Raw genomic sequence first — 18,524 nt, forward strand, 5'->3', positions numbered from 1 at the left:
GGGTAGGGGGTGGGTGGGGACTCGACCGGGTTTCTCGTTGCGCGCGTCATGCAACGCGCCTGACCTTGTTGGCGTCCTCAGCGGACGCTGGCGACCGCGTCGGAACGGCCGTCGTTGATCGTCACCCAAACGCCGGAATTCTCCGTCGATTGACGCTTGAGATAGGTGTAGTCGGTGTCCGTCCAGGACAGCACCTTGGTTTCCAGATTGTCGAGAATGAACTCGCCGAGGCTGGTGCGCACGGTCAGCACCGCATGGCCGTCGCCATTCGGCTGGCGCGCAACCGTCATCAACAGGTCGCCGGCCGGCACGCCCACATCCATCAGTTCGCGGCGCTTTTCCAGCGCGTAGTCCTCGCAATCGCCATAGCCATTGTCCGGGTAGGCCCAGTATTCCTCGACACCGTAGTTTTCCATGTCGGTGCGCGGCTTGACGCGGGTATTGACCGAATTGTTGATGCTGACGATCGTCGCCCAGAGCTTGCGGGTCAGGTCGACCGGCTCTCCCTTGGGGGTCTTCTCGTTGCATTCGCCAGGAATGCGCTGGCAGAATTCATAGTGGCCAACAGGCTGCGTGGTGCGTCCGCCGGTATGCATATAGGCCGGTCCCGCGGCATATGCTGATCCCCAGGCGGAAAGCTGTATTGCCATTGCCATCAGCAACAGCTTGCCCCTCGCTTCTTTCATTATTCAGTCTCCCCGTTCGAAGGAGACATTGCCACATGTGGATTTATTCGACGCAAAAGTGCGGAGTAGATATTAAGTAAAACGCCAGTAGAATAAACATAAAATTTGAATCATTCGAGTATTGAATTGTTTGGATTGCTAGGTTGGTTTTCGGCGAGACTCGGCCTCGCGCGGACGATCTCGCCATGGCGACCTGCCTTCCGAGGACATATCGATCGCGGCACCCCGGAAATCAAAAAGCCGGCCGCGAGGGCCGGCATGACGGGCGTACTTTGCTGCCCTGATCAGGCGCGCGGCGTGTTGAATTCGGAATCGAGCGTTTCGGGGCGCTGGATGACGGCGAATTCGATGGCCACGCCATCTTCGAAATGCCGGACGATCTGGCCGCGCATCGTGCCGAGCATGACCTGGACGCCGATCGCCGGTTTGACGTCGATCTCGATCGCGGCGCCGGACAGTGACAGATCGATGATCCGGCACTGATACTGACGGCCGTCGGTGAGCTGCAGCACGCTGGTCGGGTTGCGTGGCGAGACGCGCTCGTGGCGGCGGTCTTCCGGCAGGTCGAGCTCGTGCTTGTTGGCGAGCCATGTCAACTGCGCCGCGAGCTTGTCCTTCTTGCGGTCGGACGCGATCACCGTCATTGCGAAGCCGTCCGGCAACGTGCGCGTCAAGACACCTTCGATGCGGCCGATATGGTCGATATAGGCGATGACTTTCTCGCCGGGCATGCCAATGCGGTCGGTGCGAAGCGCAACGTTGCCGGGCGACATGTCCACGACCTGGCACGGGTGCTCGGTGCGGTCCTCCAGCATGAATCGTCCGTATATCTTGACCCGGACGCGCTGAAAGTTACGCCTTTCGGCTTGGGACGGCGTGTAGTCGACCGCCGCTGACCTCATGACTGCCTACACCCCGTTTGGCATCCCGCGCGTCAATGCGAGGGACTTCGTCAGAGAAATACAACAAAGCGGGTTAACAAAGGGGAAAAACGAGCCCGCGGGACCGTGTGATCATCAACTATCTTCGCGCCCGCCGTCAAAGACGACGAGATGCCGGATGCGGCGAGCGTGGCCGAGCGCAGAGATCGTGTCGGGCGCCCCGATCTCGTCGGGAACGAGCGATGGGACGGCGATCGCCGGACGGTTGTTCAGCAGCTCTTTCTCCGGGTCGATGACGCGTATGGAATCGATCAAGGCGTCGGTGATCGGATCCGCGCCCAGCCAGAACGGCTTCTCAGCGGCGCTGATCACGCCGAGGCAGCGCGGATTTTCAATGCCACCATCGAGCGGCAAGGCGAGCAATTCGAACTTGTTGGAGCGGCCATTGCGGCTGAAGCCCTCGAAGTTGATCAGCACGACCGATTTCTGGTCGAAAACTCCGTGGATCAGCCGCGAAACCAGCCGTTGATCCTTCTCGCGCCACAGCGAGGGGAAAGAGAACCCCTTGAGTTCGCGGCCGTAGCAGGCGCAGAGCCTGGTCCCGGCCAGACGGAATACCGGCTGTCCGCGCGTGTCCCTTTCCAGGATGAACGTATCGGCCAGCAGCGACTTGATATCGGCCGGCTCGACTTCCGATCGCTTCGGAGCGGGGCGTCCGTCACGCAGGCGGTTCCAATAGTGGAACAGCGTGATCGATCCGTTTTGGTTCATACTAAAAAGCTCCGCGCATTCTGTCGTCTGATGTCCCATCGGTGAACAGAAGGGCGCCCTCCGATGACCTACATGCGTTGGGGAGCAGGAAGCGTGCCAGCGTCGTTAACACTTGTTCACGGGTCGGGGCCGTTAAGGTTAACAACTGGTTTACGTTGCGCCCTGGCAAGCCGTGTGGCACACCAAAACCACTCCAGAAGCGGTCGTTTCGCGACGATCGGCAGCACTTCAGTCAAGAGTTTTAGGGGAGCAGGGGGCTCGACCGGCCGTCCAGGGGAAACCCTGGGCGGCTTCTTTTTTGATTCGCGCCCCTGATTCGGACCGGAACGATTCGCCGTTTGCGGTTCCATCGGCGGTGATCTAGATGCTGGCCAGACCGAACCGGCCCGGACGCAACCGGCCCTGACCGAACCAGCCCGACCGAACCAGCATCGAGTGCGATTGCAGATGAGCGAACCGCAATATCCGTCCGAGCCCGAAACGGCCGAGCCCATGCCGCCACCGGCGCGTGAGCCGGTGTTCAACCTGCCGCCGATCGTGCTGGCGGTGATGGGCATCTGCGCGATCGTCTATCTGCTGCAGCAATATGCGCTGAACGACGTCCAGCAGATGACGCTGCTGTACGACGGAGCTTTTATTCCGGTCCTCTATACCGGCCAATACGGCTTCGACTGGTTCCTTTTTACCCGGCCTTTCACTTACGCCTTCATGCATGGCGGCTTTGCCCATATCGCTATCAACATGGTCTGGCTCGCCGCTTTTGGCTCGCCGCTGGCCAACCGTTTCGGCACGCTCCGGTTCGCGCTGTTCTTTGCCGTCACCGGACTGGCTTCGGTGGCGCTGTTCTGGGCGATGCATCCCTATGGAGAAGCGCCGCTGGTCGGCGCATCGGGCGCCATATCGGGCATGATGGGGGCCGCGGCGCGTTTTGGTTTCCACACCGACCGCTCGGCCGGCAAGGCGGCTTTCGCCGGCCCGGTGCTGCCGGTCGCGATCGTGCTGCGCGCGCGCGGTGTCGTCATCTTCCTCGCCATGTGGATGATCATCAATCTCGCCACCGGCCTTCTCGGATTCGCGCCGGGCATCGACGGCCAGATCGCCTGGGAGGCCCATATCGGCGGCTTTCTCGCGGGTTTCTTCGGCCTGCGCTGGTTCGACAGGGGATGGCAAGCACCAGAATGGGACACCTCCGACCGGACTTGAAATGCAACCGATCACGGCGCACCATGTTCACTCTTATGTGAAAACCGGTCAGCGCAGGAACCGGTTGGCAAAGTAGAGGAGGACGCCATGACGGTTAAGGCCATTCTCGAGCAAAAAGGCCATGACGTATTGACGCTCGGGCCGAACGAAAAACTGAGCGAAGCCATCCGAATCCTCGCCGAGCACAGGATCGGCGCGCTGGTCATCACCAATGGCGATCACAAGATCGTCGGCATCCTGTCGGAGCGCGACATCGTGCGTGTGGTTGCCAGGGAAGGCGGCGCCGCGCTCGATATCCCCGTGCGTTCGGCCATGACGCCGAAGGTGAAGATCTGCAATGAAAACCACACCGTCAACGAGGTGATGGAGATCATGACCAGGGGCCGCTTCCGCCATCTGCCGGTGGAAAAGGACGGCCTGCTGGACGGCATCGTCTCCATCGGCGACGTGGTCAAGCGCCGCATCGAGGACGTCGAGCGCGAGGCGGAGGAAATCCGGGCCTACATCGCCACCGCCTGAGCGGTGATAGGAACCGCCGGCCGAATGCCGGCCGGCGGCGCCAAGACTACCTGTTGTCGAGTTCGGAGCGGACGAATGCGAGCCCGTGCCTTGTGATGCGGTAAGGCCCGCCGCCCGCCGACCGTCGAGACGTCCAGAAAACGCCAGGCCGCGGCTTTGCGCTTGTCTCTTTTGGCGGTTTGCACTAGCGAATGACTTTCACGCCAGACGTGAAAGTCACGCCCAAACGTGAAACTCCCGTCAGAGTCACCGTAATTCGCAGGCCGCCATGTCTCTCATCGATACCCGCACGCCCGACGCCAAACGCCTGATATCAGGCGCCACCGGCGACTGGGAAATCATCATCGGGCTTGAAGTGCATGCGCAAGTGATATCGGAAGCAAAACTGTTCTCCGGCGCTTCGACCGCCTTCGGGGCTGCTCCCAACGCCAATGTCAGCCTGGTCGACGCGGCAATGCCCGGCATGCTGCCTGTCATCAACGAGGAATGCGTCAAGCAGGCGATCCGCACTGGCCTGGGGCTGAAGGCGGCGATCAACCACAAGTCGGTCTTCGACCGGAAGAACTATTTCTATCCGGACCTGCCGCAGGGCTACCAGATCTCGCAATTCAAACAGCCGATCGTCGGCGAGGGCACGGTCATCGTCTCGGTCGGTCCCGACCGCCAGGGCGAGTTCGAGGACATCGAGGTCGGCATCGAGCGCCTGCACCTGGAGCAGGATGCCGGCAAGTCGATCCACGACCAGCATCCGACCATGTCCTACGTCGACCTCAACCGCTCCGGCGTGGCGCTGATGGAGATCGTGTCGAAACCCGACCTGCGCTCCGGCGACGAGGCCAAGGCCTATGTGACCAAGCTGCGGACCATCATGCGCTATCTCGGCACTTGCGACGGCAACATGGACGAAGGTTCCCTGCGCGCCGACGTCAATGTCTCGGTGCGCCGGCCAGGTGGCGAATTCGGCACCCGCTGCGAAATCAAGAACATGAATTCGATCCGCTTTATCGGCCAGGCCATCGACTACGAGGCGCGCCGGCAGATCGCCATCCTCGAGGACGGCGGCAAGATCGACCAGGAAACGCGGCTGTTCGACGCAGTCAAGGGCGAGACGCGCTCGATGCGCTCGAAGGAAGAGGCGCACGACTATCGCTATTTCCCCGATCCCGACCTTCTGCCGCTGGAATTCGACCAGGCCTATGTCGATGCCTTGGCCAAGGAATTGCCGGAACTGCCCGATGACAAGAAAGTGCGGCTGATCTCCTCGCTCGGTCTCTCGACCTACGACGCCGCGATCCTGGTTTCGGAAAAGCCGATCGCCGATTATTTCGAGAAGGTAGCGGCCGGGCGTGACGGCAAGCTCGCCGCCAACTGGGTCATCAACGATCTGCTGGGCGCTCTCAACAAAGCCGGCAAGGACATTGAATCTGCTCCTGTTTCGCCCGACCAGCTCGGTGCGGTCATCGACCTGATCAAGGAAGGCACCATCTCCGGCAAGATCGCCAAGGACCTGTTCGAGATCGTCTGGAACGAGGGCGGCGACCCGCGCCAACTGGTCGAGAGCCGTGGCATGAAGCAGGTCACCGACACCGGAGCCATCGAGAAGGCGGTCGACGAGGTGATCGCGGCCAATCCCGACAAGGTCGAACAGGCACGCGCCAAGCCGACCATGGCCGGCTGGTTCGTCGGCCAGGTGATGAAGGCGACCGGCGGCAAGGCCAATCCGCAGGTCGTCAACGACCTCGTCAAGGCCAAGCTGGGCATCGAGTAAGCATGTTCGTCCGCACCGCCGGAGACCGCGACCTCGCAGCCGTACGGGCGTTGCTGGTCGAGACCTGGCATGCCACCTATGACGCGATTTACGGTGCCGAGCGGGTCACCGAGATCACCAATGAATGGCACTCGATCGCTTCGTTGAAGGCCAGGTTGGCAAAGCCGAACAGCGAGTTCCTCGTTGCCGATGATGGCAAGCGCATTGGCGGCATGGCGTTTGCCGAAGCCGTCGGAGACGGCGGCGTGGTCATGCTCAGGCAGCTCTATGTGCTTCCCTTGCTGCAGGATCGAGGTATCGGCGGCATGCTCCTCGACGAAATCATCGAGAGTTTTCCGGAAGCCCACCGCATTCGGCTCGAAGTGGAAGAGAAGAACGGCCGAGCCGTTGCCTTCTATCAGGCCAATGGCTTCGTCCAGGCCGGCCGCACCGAGAATTGCGGCTCCGCCGGCTCGGCCATCCCGGCGCTGATCTATGAACGGGTACTTGCCGCCTGAGCACCATGGCGGCGTGATCACCTTCGCGCGAGCGCGAGACCCGGGCTCTGTTTTCGTTTGACGGCCCTGATGTGCGGCACCAAAGCTGCAAATGCCGACCCGCGCGAAGCCGGAATAATCCGGCATGCGCAGGACGGCTTTTGGGGGGAACCATGCCAAGTCTGCCGGAACTGATGCCGACCGAGGTGTCGGACGAAACTTTTGGTGGCGTCACCTATCACATAGCGGGCGAACTGGTGCCTGTGCTTTCCGTCGACGTGACGCGGATGCCCGTCTATTTCGAGCACCACATCCTGTTGTGGAAGAATTCCACGATCTCCATCGGCCTGAAATCGCTGAAGGGTGCGCTGAAGCGCATGATGGCCGGCATGCAGATTTTCGTCACCGAGGCGTCAGGGGCGGGCGTCATCGCCTTCAGCCGCGACGGGCCGGGTCACATCGTGCCGATTCACCTGCGGCAAGGCGAGGAGATCCAGGTCCGCGAGCACCAGTTTCTCGCCGCCACTGGCAATGTCGACTACACATTCGAGCGTGTACGCGGCCTGGCGACGATGCTGTTCGGCCAGAGCGGCTTCTTCATCGACCGGTTTCGCGGCGATACCGGTGACGGCATCGTCTGGCTGCACGGCTATGGCAACGTTTTTGAAAAGACGCTCGCTCCGGGCGAAACCATAGACGTCGAGCCCGGCGGCTGGCTGTTCAAGGATGCCTCGGTCAGGATGGAAACCAAGATCGACCGGCTGTCGAGCGGCTTCTTCGGTGCCAACATGAATTTCATCGTCAACCGCTTCACCGGCCCGGGCAGGGTCGGTATCCAGTCGATGTACCTGCATATGCCAACCGAGGAGTAGGTCGGGGAGCCGCAGGCGGGACGGATGGAGGCCGGAGCAATTCCAGGAAAAGTCCGTAGCGCTTTCCCCAGGGAATTGCGTGAAAACAAAGAGTTGGAGCGGTTCGGCGATTCTATCAAACGCTGAACCGCTCCAGGATCAGCGCGAACGCAGCGGCGGCGACGGCTCGCGCATCAGCAGTTCGAGGTCCCGCTGTGCGCCTGACGCCGGCGGCGTCGCGCCTGCAAACGGCGATCGAGAGTGCAAACGCCGATCAGGCTGTGGGAACTTCCACATTGTCGATCAGCCTGGTTTTTCCCAGCCAGGCGGCGGCGAGAACGCGGCCGGCGCGGTCGTGCCGCCATGGCGTAAGTGTCAGGCTTTCGCGGGCCTCGACATAGTCGACCTTCTGGAAGCCGGCGGCGATCAGGGCGCGGCTTGCTTCGGCGATCGTTTCCTCTCGACCTGCGCCCGCTGCCAGCGCCGCTGCCGCCTTGCGCAGGACAAGGTTGAGCCGGCGGGCGATCTGGAGTTCGGCTTCATCGAGATAGGCGTTGCGCGACGACATGGCGAGGCCATGCGCGTCACGTATGGTCGGCGCGCCGATGATTTCGACGGGCAGGTCGAGGTCGTGGCAAAGCTGCCTGACGACGCAAAGCTGCTGGTAATCCTTTTCGCCAAAGATGGCGAAGTCGGGTGCAGCCTGCAGGAGAAGTTTGGCCACCACGGTGGCGACGCCGTCGAAAAAGGTGGGGCGAAAGTCCGTCTCGAGCCCGGCTGACGGGCCGCCGACCGAGATTTTCGTGGCAAAACCGGCGGGATACATCTCGCTGACGTCAGGCGTGAAGGCAAGATCGGCCTTGGCCGTCGCCAGCAAGTCGAGGTCGCGCGCCAACTGGCGCGGGTACTTGTCGAGATCCTCGCTCGGCGCGAACTGCGTCGGATTGACAAAGATCGACACCACGCAACGATCCGCTCTTTCGAGGGCGATCTTGACCAGCGAAAGATGCCCGTCATGCAATGCGCCCATGGTCGGCACCAAGGCGACGCGCAGCCCATCGCGCCGCCAGTCGCGGATCCGCGCGCGAAGCGCGGCAACGCTGTCGACGACGTCGGCCCGGCTCATGCTTCATCCCCGTCATTTGTTTTCGAGAAGACATGGGTAGGACCGGGGAAATCGCGGTCCCGCACCTCCGATGCGTAGCGCTCGGCGGCATTCGCGATCACACTGCGCAGGTTGGCATATTGCTTGACGAATTTAGGCACACGATCGACCGTCAACCCGACCATGTCGTCGGTCACCAGGATCTGGCCGTCGCAATCGCCGCTGGCGCCGATGCCGATGGTTGGAATGGCGATGCGGCGGGTGATGTCCGCGGCGACCGTCTCTATCGTTCCTTCGATGACCAGGGAAAACGCACCGGCCTTCTCAACCGCGAGCGCGTCGGCGATCAGCGTGGCCACATTCTCGTCCGTGCGGCCCTTGATCTTGTAGCCGCCATCCTTTTCCACCGATTGCGGCTGCAGGCCGATATGGCCCATGACCGGGATCTCGGCGGCCACGATCGCCGCGATCTGAGCGGCCATGTCGACGCCTCCCTCGAGTTTCACCGCCTGGCAGCCGGTCTCGCCAACGATGCGCCGCGCCGATGCCACGGCCTGCGCGGCTGAATCCTCATAGGTGCCGGCCGGCATGTCGACGACGACGCAGGCTTTGGCCGAGCCCCGCATCACGGCTTGGCCGTGCGCGATCATCATGTCCAGCGAGGCGCCCAGCGTCGTCTCATGGCCATGCAGGACCATGGCCACGCTGTCTCCGACCAGGAGCAGGTCGACATGGGGATCGAGCAGGCGGGCGATCGGGTAGGTGTAGGCGGTGAGGCACACGATCGGCATGCCGCCCTTGCGGCGGCGAATCAGGTCGGCGCCGATGCGAATGTCGGTGGTCGGCAATTGCGCGGCCAATCGTCGCCTCCTTCAGCCCCCGGCCGGACGGGATTTCCGGACGGGCGCGCAGAGCTTTAGAAAGAGCGGCAACGCTTGGCAAGCGCGCATCCGGTCACCCCCGGGGATCACAGGCTTGTGTCGGGTCCCTGGCGCGCCATTTGCGCGCTCCCCATGGCAAAACTCTTGCCTTCCCGAAAGCCTGACGCCATAAGCAGGAAACGGGCGCCGCCAGCGCGAGGGTTCTGAGATGAAGACTTTCCTGACGCAGTTTTTCACCTGGTGGAACAGCCAGACGCTGGGAACGCGCCTGCACACCTGGCGGTACGGCAAGAAGGTCGGCCAGGACGAGGTTGGCAATGTCTATTACGAAGGCGGCATCGATTCGGAAGGCCGCACGCGCCGCTGGGTCATCTACCGCAACTATTCGGAAGCTTCGGCCATTCCGCCGGGCTGGCACGGCTGGATTCACCACCGTGTCGACATTGCGCCGCCCAGTGACGACTACAAGCCGCGCGACTGGCAGAAGCCGCATCAACCCAATCTGACCGGCACGCCCGCGGCCTACCGCCCGAAGGGCTCGGTGCTCACCAATCAGCATCGCCCGCAGGTCACCGGCGACTACGACGCCTGGACGCCGGGGTCGTAACGGCGCGGGTTGTAACGGTAAGGTGCAGGCCGGTCCTTTATCGCCACAATTGGTGTTTAGCTGCTTGCTGATCAGAAAACGGCGACTAGCCTTGGCGATCGACGGAATCACCTGGGCGCGAACCACCGGTACCCCTGCATGAGCTTTTTCAACCCGATATCGACGGGCGGCCTGACGCTAGCCGCCAGCCTCGCCGTCAGCACTATCGCCTTTGCGGCTTCACCCGCACCTGCACCCCCGGCCCCGGCGCCGGCTGCGCCCGCGGGATCGGATCGGATCACCAATCCGGTCGCCGAGTTCGCCGGCATCGACAAGATCACCGGCCGCATCATCACCTTCGATGTCTATATCGACGAGACGGTGCAGTTCGGCGCCCTGCAGGTGACGCCACGCGTCTGCTATTCCCGGCCGCAGAACGAAGAGCCGAAGACCGACTCCTTCGTCGAGGTCGACGAGATCACGCTCGACCGCAAGATCCGCCGCATCTTCACTGGCTGGATGTTTGCCGAAAGCCCGGGGCTCAATGCTGTCGAACATGCCGTCTATGACGTCTGGCTGAAGGCGTGCAAGCAGAAGTCGGATGTGCCGGCGCCCGATGCCGGCAAGAGCGGTGCGACCAAGGCCGACGGGGCGAAAGCCGACGCGTCGAAGCCAGCCGCGGCCACGGTCGGTCCGGACGCGGCACAGCCCGACGACGCCGCGGAACCCGATACGACGGACACCAACAACTGATCTCTTGGAACCGCCATGGCTGGCGCGCGTTGGACAATCACCACGCGCGTGGAGGACACGCCAATGTCGGACAGCAAGCGGATCATGGCCAACAAGGCCGAGTTGCTGGAACTCGAAAAAGGTTTCTGGACCGGTGACGCCGCCTACTATGCTGCCAATGTCGATACCGAATGCCTGGTGGCGTTTCCGCAGATGGCACAGGCGATGGACAATGCCGATCTGGCCAAGACCGCAACCAAACCCAACCGCTGGCGCGACCTCGACATCGAGCTCAAGGGAATAATCGAACCCGGTAGCGATATCGTCATGCTGACTTACGAAGCGCGCGCGACGAGGGAGAATGGCGAGCCCTATGCGGCGCTGGTCAGCACCGGCTACGTCCATCGCGCCAACGGCTGGAAGATGATGTTCCATGCGCAGACGCCGCTCGAGGCTTCGCCCAAATAGGCCTTGATCCCTACGGAAAAAAGACCGCTTCACCTTTCAGCGCGTCGGCCAGCATCTTTTCGTATTTGCCGCGCGGCACGTCTACCGCGCCGAAGCGTTTCAGGTGCTCGGTGGTGAACTGCGTATCGAGGAGCGCGAAACCGCGTGCCTTCAGGCGCTCGACCAGATGCACGAGGCAGGTCTTCGACGCGTCCGTTTCTTTGGAAAACATGCTTTCCCCGAAAAACACCCGCCCGAGCGAGACCCCATAGAGCCCGCCGACCAGACGCCCCTCGCGCCATGCCTCGACCGAATGGCAGTGTCCCATCCGGTGCAGTTGCACATAGGCTTCGCGGATCGGCGCGTTGATCCATGTCGAGCGGCGCTCCTCGCGCTTTTCGGCGCAGCCGTCGATCGTCGCCTCGAAATCGAAGTCGAAACGGATATCGAACGGGTGCCTGCGGATCGTCTTCTTCAGGCTTTTGGGCGTGTGAAAGCCGTCGAGCGGAATGATGCCCCGCGTCTCCGGCCGCACCCAGAAGACCTCCGGGTCACCAGCACTCTCGGCCATCGGAAAGACGCCCGAGGCGTATGCCTTGAGCAGAAGATCGGTGGGAATGCGATAGCCTGGCGCGTAGGGACGGGTCATCGCGTCATTATAGCGGCAAGTTGGGGCTATTCGCCCTTGGCCAGATATTTTTCCAGCCAATGGATGTCGTAGTCGCCATTGGCGATGTCGGCATTGCCGACGAGATCGCGAAACAGCGGCAATGTCGTCTTGATGCCGTCGACGACGAATTCGTCAAGCGCCCGGCGCAGCCGCATCATGCATTCGACGCGATTGCGCCCATGCACGATCAGCTTGCCGATCAGGCTGTCATAGTAGGGCGGGATCTTGTAGCCGGAGTAGACACCGGAATCGACACGGATGCCGAGGCCGCCGGGCGTGTGGAAATGGGTGATGGTGCCGGGCGAGGGGGTGAAGGTGCGCGGATCCTCGGCATTGATGCGGCATTCGATGGCGTGGCCGTTGAACTTGATGTCTTCCTGCCTGACCGAAAGGCCGCCGCCGGAAGCGACGCGGATCTGCTCGTGGACCAGATCGATGCCGGTGATCGCTTCCGTCACTGGATGCTCGACCTGGAGACGCGTGTTCATCTCGATGAAATAGAACTCGCCGTTCTCGTACAGGAACTCGATGGTGCCGGCGCCCGAATAGCCGAGATCGGCAATCGCCTTGGCGCAGATGCCGCCAATGCGCGACCGTTCCTCGGCGTTGAGCGCCGGCGAATTGGCCTCTTCCCAGACTTTCTGGTGGCGCCGCTGCAGCGAGCAGTCGCGCTCGCCGAAATGCACGCCGTGGCCAAAGCCGTCGCCGAACACCTGCACCTCGATGTGGCGCGGTTTCTCCAGGTATTTCTCGATGTAGACCGCGTCGTCGCCGAAGGCCGCGCCCGCTTCCGAGCGCGCCGTCTGCAAGGCGATCTCGAGGTCGGCCTCGGTATGCGCCACCTTCATGCCGCGTCCGCCGCCGCCGGCCGAAGCCTTGATGATGACGGGATAGCCGATCTCGGACGCAATGCGCCTGGCTTCCTTCTCCTCGGTCACCGCGCCGTCGGAACCCGGCACCACCGGAATGCCGAGGCGTTTTGCCGTGCGCTTGGCCTCGATCTTGTCGCCCATGACGCGGATGTGGTCGCCGGACGGGCCGATGAAGGTGATGTTGTGTGCCGCCAGAATGTCGGCGAACTTGGCGTTCTCCGACAGGAAGCCGTAGCCCGGATGCACGGCGTCGGCGCCAGTGATCTCGCAGGCCGCGACGATCTGGTGAATGTTGAGATAGCTGTCGCGCGACGGCGGCGGACCGATGCACACGCTCTCGTCGGCGAGCCTGACATGCATGGCGTCAGCGTCGGCGGTCGAATGCACCACCACGGTCTGGATGCCGAGTTCCTTGCAGGCACGCAGCACCCGAAGCGCGATTTCGCCGCGATTGGCGATGAGGATCTTCTGGAACATCCGGTCGGCTCTACTCGATCACGACGAGCGGCATGCCGTATTCGACCGGCGTGGCGTCCTCGAACAGGATCGCCGTCACGGTGCCGGCGCGTGGCGAGGGGATCTGGTTCATTGTCTTCATCGCCTCGATGATCAGCAGCGTCTGGCCTTCCTTGACCTTCTGGCCGATCTCGATGAACGGCTTGGCGTCAGGCGACGGCGCGAGGTAGGCGGTGCCGACCATGGGCGAAGGGACGGCGTTCTTGGACACGTCGACCGCCGCCGGGGCAGCCGCGGCGACAGATTGGGCGGCCGCTGCCGGCGCATAGGTCGGTTGCGGTGCGGCGATCGCATGGACGGTGGGCGCCTGCCGCGACACCCGCACTTTCAGGTCGCCGAGTTCAACCTCGATCTCGGTCAGGTTGGTGTCGTTCAGTATGCCCGCGAGATCGCGGATCAGTTGCTGGTCAACACCGGTCTTCTTTATCGACATTTTCGAGCCTTCTGTTTGTTGGCCGGTCATAGGCGTGCGGCCAGCGCTTGCAGCGCCAGCGTGTAGCCGAGCGGCCCAAAGCCACAGATCATGCCGACAGCGACCGGCGAGACCATGGAGACGTGGCGGAACGGTTCCCGCGCGTGGATGTTGGAAAGGTGAACTTCGGCGACCGGCAGCGGCGCGATCGAGCGGATGGCGTCGTGGATGGCGATCGAGGTATGGCTATAGGCGCCTGGGTTGATGACGATGCCGGCGGCTTTGTCGCCGGCTTCCTGGATCCAGTCGACAAGATCGCCTTCATGGTTCGACTGGCGAAAATCGATCTCGATCCCAAGCGATTTGCCTGCCTGCTTGCAGTCGTCCGCGATGGCTGCGAGCGTCTTGCCGCCATAGATGCCCGGTTCGCGCTTGCCGAGCGCGTTGAGATTGGGACCGTTCAGGACGAAAATCGTTTTCAAAAAAGCCGACCTTTTCCGGCGCCAGCGTCAAGCCGGCGCGCTGGGCCTCTATACCGGGCATAGTCGTCCGCGGAAAGAGCGCAAGTGCGTTCTTTCACTGTCCACAACAGGCCGAAATGCGCCCTTGAAGAAAACCGCTTGCCGGTCAAAGCGCGGCTTTCGCCGCCTCGATCTTTTCGGCAAGCAGTTCCTGCCCGAGCGCCCCGAACACGACCTCGTTGCCGACGACGTAGGAAGGGGTTCCGGTGATCTGCAGCTTGTTGGCAAGATCGTAAGTCTTGGAGAAGGCCTGGGGGATCGACGCGTCCTTCATCTTCTCGCGCAGCGTCGCCTCGTCGGCGCCGAGCGAAAGCGCGATCTTGATCGCGGTTGCCTCGGTGGCGCGCCCCTGGCCGCCGAGCAGCGCATTGTGGAACGCGCCGTACTTCTGCGGCATCATCATGTGGAACGCCATCGAAACGACGCTGGCCTTCTGCGAATCCGGGCCGAGGATCGGGAATTCCTTGAGCACGAAGCGCAGATCCGGATCGGACTTGGTCAGCGCCCGCATGTCCTCGATGGCGCGTTTGCAGAAGCCGCAATTGTAGTCGTAGAACTCGACGATCGTAACCTTGCCGTTCGGGTTGCCGACGACCCCGTCGAAAGTGGAGTTGAAGATCTGGTCCTTGGCGTTCTTGATGACGCCGAGCGCCGCGAGCCGCTGTTCCTCCTTCTGCTTGGCTTCGAGCGCGTCCTGCACTTCGAGCAGCACTTCCGGATTCTTCAGCAGATAGTCGCGGATGATTCCCTCGACCTCGGTGCGGTCGATTTTGGTGTCGGCCACGGCCGTCTGGACGGGCTGAGCTGCCTGGACAGGCTGTGCCGTTCCGGCCTTCGCAATCTGCGGACTGCCGGCCACGAAACCGAAAGCCAGCATGGCAAGGGCGACCGCAACCCCCGTGGTGCCCAGCAGCAGTGCCTTTTTCATCGTTCTCGTTCCTTCTGCCTGTTTTCCGGTTTGTCGCAGCACGCGGCCGGAGGGTTCATGAGATTACTGGCTCTTGCCTGATGATTTGTAGTTAATGATGTCCTGGGCGCGTATCCAGCGCGGCTCGCCGCGCTTCATCTGCTGTTGCGCCCGCATGGCGAAGATCTTCGCATCCTTGTAGTCGCCGGAATAGAAGTGGCCTTCGGCGGTGGCAAGCTCGGCCCCCGGTATGTCTCCCAGCTCGCCGTACGCCTGCGCCAGATAACGATACCCCGTGGAATTTTCCTTGTCGCGCCCCAGGCCATTGTTGATCTGTACGACGGCTTTCTTGAGCGAGTCGGGCGTGCCGACCGCCATCAGCGCCTGGCCAAGCGAGACAGGCAGCAGTCCGGATCGTGCCGGATCGAGGCTGACCGCTTTGGAATAGGCGTCGGCCGCATCTCCAGGTTTGTTCGCTTTCATCAATATGTCGCCGCGCAGCTCCTGGAAGTAGGCATTCTTGGGCTGCGCCTTGATCAGGGCGTTGGTCTTGGCGAGCGCCGAGGCGAGATTGCCGTAGAGATAGGTCGACTGGGCATCGCCATAGAGCGCCGCCATGCTGCCCCGCATCTTCTGCATCAGCCGCGCCGCGGCGGCCTGGCCTTCCATGTAGACGGCAATCTTCACCCGCATCATGTCATGGCGCTGCTGCAGCGTCGGCGGGTCGAGCGTGTCGACGTTGGGGCTTTGCTTGACCAGCACTTCGAGGTTGGCGATGCGGTCCTGCGGCATGGGATGGCTGATCCGGTAGGGATCGACCTGCGCGCCCGACAGCGACAGCGCGGTCTGGAAGCGGTGGAAGGTCTTCAGCATGCCCATGCCGGACTGGCCGGTGGCGTTGAGATAGGTGATCGCCGAGCGGTCGGCCGTGATTTCCTCGGTGCGCTGATAGGCGAGGATGCTGCGCTGCGCCATCTCGCCGCCGCCAGCCGCAACGCCCATGCCGGCGCCGGCAAGGCCGCGGCTGTTTGTGGTCGCGCCGGCAACCATGGCGCCGGCGCCGAGCAAAGTGGCGATGATGGCCATGGTCTTGGCGCGTTCGAGCTGTTCGCGCAGTTTCTGTTGGTGGCCGCCGGCAATATGCCCGGCTTCGTGCGCGATGACGCCGATGATCTCGTTCGGCGTCTCAGCCGTCATCAGCGCGCCGGTGTTGATGAACAGACGGCGCCCGGTGACGAAGGCGTTGAAGCTGGAATCGTTGACCAGCACGATGTCGATGCCGTCATTCGCGAGCCCGGCCGCCCTGAAGATCGGCCGCGCATAATCGCGCACCAGAGCTTCGATCTCGGCGTCGCGTACCACTGGCACGCCCTGGGCGAAGGCGGTCGCCGAACCGGCCACCGCAACCGCGGCGGCAAGCGAAATCGTCGCGAAGACACGCGCTGTCTTGGCAATCGTCGATCTGGATCGGCTCAACATAATGTGTCCACTGGTAGACGAGCGGGCGAAAGATGAAAAGTCGGCGCCGGAAAAACTTCCTCAACTTGTGATCCTAACATCAATCGGGCATTTGTGCGGCGCATGCGTCAGGACCTGGCGCGCTCAATCCTCGGACAGGGATAAAAATGGTCGTTTCGCTCTCCCATCGCGGCAATGTCGAGCCGTTCCACGCCATGGATGTACTGGCCGAAGCGAACCGGCTGAAGGCCCAAGGCGTGCCGGTGATTTCCATGGCGGTTGGCCAGCCATCCGATCCAGCGCCCGTACGGGTTCGCGCCGCCGCGGCCAAGGCGCTGGAGCATGGACGCATAGGCTATACCGACACCTTGGGTCTTGCCTCGCTGCGCAAGGCGATCGCCGGGCATTACGCGGACCACTATGGCCTCGATGTCGACCCCGGCCGGATCGGGGTGACCACTGGATCGTCGGCGGCCTTCAATCTCGCCTTCCTGGCGATGTTCGATCCGGGCGACCGGGTCGCCATCGCCGCGCCCGGCTACCCCGCCTATCGTAACATCATGGCGGCCCTTGGCATCGACGTGGTCGAAATCGAACTCGGCGACGCGGCTTACCTGCATGCTGGCCATCTAGAGGCCGCGCATCGCGAGAAGCCGCTGAAGGGCGTGCTGTTTGCAAGTCCGGCCAATCCGACCGGCGCCGTCATACCGGCCGACGAACTGGCGATCCTGGTTACCACGGCGGAATCCCTTGGCATCGCCGTCATTTCCGATGAGATCTACCATCGGCTGGCCTATGGCGCCCCGGACACCACGGCACTCGCCTTTAGCAACAGCGTGACGGTGATCAACTCCTTTTCGAAATACTACTGCATGACCGGCTGGCGCATCGGTTGGATGGTGTTGCCGGACGAACTCGTGCGCCCCGTCGAGCGCATCGCCCAGAGCCTCTACATCTCGCCGCCGGAGCTGTCGCAGATCGCGGCGATCGAGGCCTTTGCCGCAACCGAGGAATTGGAGGCGGTGAAACGACGCTATGCCTGGAATCGCGAGCTCTTGATGAAGCGACTCCCGGAGTTGGGTTTTCCCCTGGCGGCGCCCATGGATGGCGCCTTCTATGCCTTTTGCGATGTCACCCGGCACAGCAATGACAGCATGGCCTTTGCCCGCAAGATGCTGGCCGAAGCGCATGTGGCGGCGACGCCCGGCCGCGACTTCGACACCCGGGCTGGGCACCGTACGATGCGGTTTTCCTATGCCGGCAGCCACGACGACATGGTCGAGGCGCTGGCACGCATCGAACGCTGGTTGAGGTAGCGCCATGCCGGAGCTCGAACAGGCGCTGGCGGAAGTCGCGGCGGAAATGGCTGAACGCACCGATCGCGGCGATGTCGCGACCTATATTCCCCAACTGGGCAAGGTCGACCCGAAGAAATTCGGCATCGCGGCCGTCACCAATGACGGCCGCACGCTGGTGGCCGGCGATGCCGACCAGGTTTTTTCGATCCAGAGCATCTCGAAAGTGTTCACCCTGACGCTGGCGCTCGGCAATGTCGGCGACGCGCTGTGGAAGCGGGTAGGGCGCGAGCCTTCCGGCAACCCGTTCAACTCGATTGTCCAGCTCGAGCATGAGAACGGCATTCCGCGCAATCCATTCATCAATGCCGGCGCCATCGTCATTTCCGACATCCTGCTTGCGGGTCACCAGCCGCGCGAGGCGATCGGCGAGATCCTGCGCTTCATCCAGTTCCTCTGCGACGACGAGACAATCATCATCGACCGCGAGGTCGCGGCTTCCGAACGCGCCACCGGCTACCGCAACTTCGCGCTCGCCAATTACATGAAGTCCTTCGGCAATCTCCACCATGCGCCGGAACTGGCGCTGGGCGTCTATTTCCACCATTGCGCTGTCGCCATGAGTTGCCGGCAGCTGGCGATGGCCGGCCGCTTCCTCGCCAATGGCGGCAAGAACCCGGCGACCGGGCATTCCGTGGTGTCGGCGGAGCGGGCGCGGCGCATCGGCGCCATGATGCTGACCTGTGGCCACTATGACGGCTCGGGCGATTTCGCCTTCCGCGTCGGTATTCCCGGCAAGAGCGGCGTCGGCGGCGGCATATTGGGCATCGTGCCGGGTGTCGCCTCGCTCGCCGTCTGGTCGCCCGGTCTCAACGCCAACGGCAATTCCAAGCTGGGTTCGATCGCGCTGGAAAAGCTCGCCAGGATGATGAACTGGTCGATCTTCGCACCGTAGGGATCACGACCT

General features: G+C 62.7%; 21 protein-coding genes. 10 read left to right on the plus strand and 11 right to left on the minus strand.

The features are described 5' to 3' along the window. Positions 1-77 precede the first annotated feature (77 nt). The 3 genes from FJW08_RS29060 to FJW08_RS29070 form a co-directional block, all read right to left on the minus strand. Positions 78-686, minus strand: coding sequence for a transglutaminase-like cysteine peptidase (locus tag FJW08_RS29060; RefSeq protein ID WP_140813316.1), 609 nt, complete (start codon positions 684-686; stop codon positions 78-80). A 284-nt stretch (positions 687-970) separates the two neighbouring features. Next, on the minus strand, positions 971-1,588 hold the full coding sequence (locus FJW08_RS29065) for a PilZ domain-containing protein (RefSeq protein ID WP_140760086.1): 618 nt from the start codon (positions 1,586-1,588) through the stop codon (positions 971-973). A gap of 114 nt (positions 1,589-1,702) precedes the next feature. Next, a complete protein-coding gene (locus FJW08_RS29070) occupies positions 1,703-2,338 on the minus strand; it encodes a PAS domain-containing protein (protein WP_140813317.1) in 636 nt (211 codons plus the stop codon). 447 nt (positions 2,339-2,785) lie between these two features. Here FJW08_RS29070 and FJW08_RS29075 point away from each other — a divergent pair, with 447 nt between their 5' ends. The 5 genes from FJW08_RS29075 to FJW08_RS29100 all read left to right on the plus strand — a co-directional run bounded on the left by FJW08_RS29075 (position 2,786) and on the right by FJW08_RS29100 (position 7,176). Further along, entirely contained in the window at positions 2,786-3,541 is a 756-nt protein-coding gene (locus FJW08_RS29075) for a rhomboid family intramembrane serine protease (protein WP_140760090.1), read from the plus strand. 87 nt (positions 3,542-3,628) lie between these two features. Further along, on the plus strand, positions 3,629-4,060 hold the full coding sequence (locus FJW08_RS29080) for a CBS domain-containing protein (RefSeq protein WP_140760092.1): 432 nt from the start codon (positions 3,629-3,631) through the stop codon (positions 4,058-4,060). A gap of 268 nt (positions 4,061-4,328) precedes the next feature. Beyond that, positions 4,329-5,828: an Asp-tRNA(Asn)/Glu-tRNA(Gln) amidotransferase subunit GatB gene (gene gatB / locus FJW08_RS29090; RefSeq protein ID WP_140813318.1), complete on the plus strand. Its 1,500-nt coding sequence runs from the start codon at positions 4,329-4,331 to the stop codon at positions 5,826-5,828. 2 nt (positions 5,829-5,830) lie between these two features. Beyond that, positions 5,831-6,325, plus strand: a complete 495-nt coding sequence (locus FJW08_RS29095; RefSeq protein ID WP_140813319.1) for a GNAT family N-acetyltransferase — start codon at positions 5,831-5,833, stop codon at positions 6,323-6,325. Positions 6,326-6,477: 152 nt separating this feature from the next. Next, positions 6,478-7,176, plus strand: a complete 699-nt coding sequence (locus FJW08_RS29100; protein ID WP_140813320.1) for an AIM24 family protein — start codon at positions 6,478-6,480, stop codon at positions 7,174-7,176. Positions 7,177-7,429: 253 nt separating this feature from the next. Here the strand turns inward: FJW08_RS29100 and panC are convergent, their stop codons facing one another. Continuing rightward, positions 7,430-8,281: a pantoate--beta-alanine ligase gene (gene panC, locus FJW08_RS29105; protein ID WP_140813321.1), complete on the minus strand. Its 852-nt coding sequence runs from the start codon at positions 8,279-8,281 to the stop codon at positions 7,430-7,432. Next, positions 8,278-9,120, minus strand: a complete 843-nt coding sequence (gene panB, locus FJW08_RS29110) for a 3-methyl-2-oxobutanoate hydroxymethyltransferase (protein WP_140813322.1) — start codon at positions 9,118-9,120, stop codon at positions 8,278-8,280. The genes panC and panB overlap by 4 nt, the downstream gene beginning before the upstream one ends. 229 nt (positions 9,121-9,349) lie before the next feature. On the opposite strand from panB, the gene FJW08_RS29115 reads away from it, so the two are divergent. From FJW08_RS29115 to FJW08_RS29125, 3 genes are all read left to right on the plus strand, one after another. Beyond that, on the plus strand, positions 9,350-9,748 hold the full coding sequence (locus FJW08_RS29115; protein WP_140813323.1) for an NADH:ubiquinone oxidoreductase subunit NDUFA12: 399 nt from the start codon (positions 9,350-9,352) through the stop codon (positions 9,746-9,748). A 138-nt stretch (positions 9,749-9,886) separates the two neighbouring features. Further along, positions 9,887-10,480: a DUF2155 domain-containing protein gene (locus tag FJW08_RS29120; RefSeq protein WP_140813324.1), complete on the plus strand. Its 594-nt coding sequence runs from the start codon at positions 9,887-9,889 to the stop codon at positions 10,478-10,480. A gap of 63 nt (positions 10,481-10,543) precedes the next feature. Continuing rightward, complete coding sequence (locus FJW08_RS29125; RefSeq protein WP_140813356.1) at positions 10,544-10,927, plus strand: hypothetical protein; 384 nt, start codon at positions 10,544-10,546, stop codon at positions 10,925-10,927. 10 nt (positions 10,928-10,937) lie between these two features. Here the strand turns inward: FJW08_RS29125 and aat are convergent, their stop codons facing one another. The 6 genes from aat to FJW08_RS29155 all read right to left on the minus strand — a co-directional run bounded on the left by aat (position 10,938) and on the right by FJW08_RS29155 (position 16,283). After that, positions 10,938-11,555: a leucyl/phenylalanyl-tRNA--protein transferase gene (gene aat, locus FJW08_RS29130; RefSeq protein ID WP_140813325.1), complete on the minus strand. Its 618-nt coding sequence runs from the start codon at positions 11,553-11,555 to the stop codon at positions 10,938-10,940. Between the two features lie 26 nt (positions 11,556-11,581). After that, the gene (gene accC / locus FJW08_RS29135) at positions 11,582-12,925 is read right to left on the minus strand and encodes an acetyl-CoA carboxylase biotin carboxylase subunit (RefSeq protein WP_140813326.1); all 1,344 of its coding nucleotides are present in this window, start codon (positions 12,923-12,925) and stop codon (positions 11,582-11,584) included. Positions 12,926-12,935: 10 nt separating this feature from the next. Then, complete coding sequence (accB, locus tag FJW08_RS29140) at positions 12,936-13,397, minus strand: acetyl-CoA carboxylase biotin carboxyl carrier protein (RefSeq protein ID WP_140760115.1); 462 nt, start codon at positions 13,395-13,397, stop codon at positions 12,936-12,938. A 26-nt stretch (positions 13,398-13,423) separates the two neighbouring features. Continuing rightward, the gene (gene aroQ, locus FJW08_RS29145) at positions 13,424-13,858 is read right to left on the minus strand and encodes a type II 3-dehydroquinate dehydratase (RefSeq protein WP_140813327.1); all 435 of its coding nucleotides are present in this window, start codon (positions 13,856-13,858) and stop codon (positions 13,424-13,426) included. A 145-nt stretch (positions 13,859-14,003) separates the two neighbouring features. Further along, a complete protein-coding gene (locus FJW08_RS29150; protein ID WP_140813328.1) occupies positions 14,004-14,825 on the minus strand; it encodes a DsbA family protein in 822 nt (273 codons plus the stop codon). A gap of 63 nt (positions 14,826-14,888) precedes the next feature. Beyond that, a complete protein-coding gene (locus FJW08_RS29155; RefSeq protein ID WP_140813329.1) occupies positions 14,889-16,283 on the minus strand; it encodes a M48 family metalloprotease in 1,395 nt (464 codons plus the stop codon). 146 nt (positions 16,284-16,429) lie between these two features. On the opposite strand from FJW08_RS29155, the gene FJW08_RS29160 reads away from it, so the two are divergent. Both FJW08_RS29160 and FJW08_RS29165 read left to right on the plus strand, forming a co-directional pair. After that, a complete protein-coding gene (locus FJW08_RS29160) occupies positions 16,430-17,578 on the plus strand; it encodes an aminotransferase class I/II-fold pyridoxal phosphate-dependent enzyme (protein WP_140813330.1) in 1,149 nt (382 codons plus the stop codon). 4 nt (positions 17,579-17,582) lie between these two features. Continuing rightward, positions 17,583-18,512 carry a glutaminase gene (locus FJW08_RS29165; protein ID WP_140813331.1) on the plus strand — a complete coding sequence of 310 codons (930 nt, stop codon included), beginning with the start codon at positions 17,583-17,585 and terminating at the stop codon, positions 18,510-18,512. Positions 18,513-18,524: the final 12 nt, after the last annotated feature.

This window comes from Mesorhizobium sp. B3-2-1, from assembly GCF_006439515.1.
Taxonomy (GTDB): Bacteria; Pseudomonadota; Alphaproteobacteria; order Rhizobiales; family Rhizobiaceae; genus Mesorhizobium.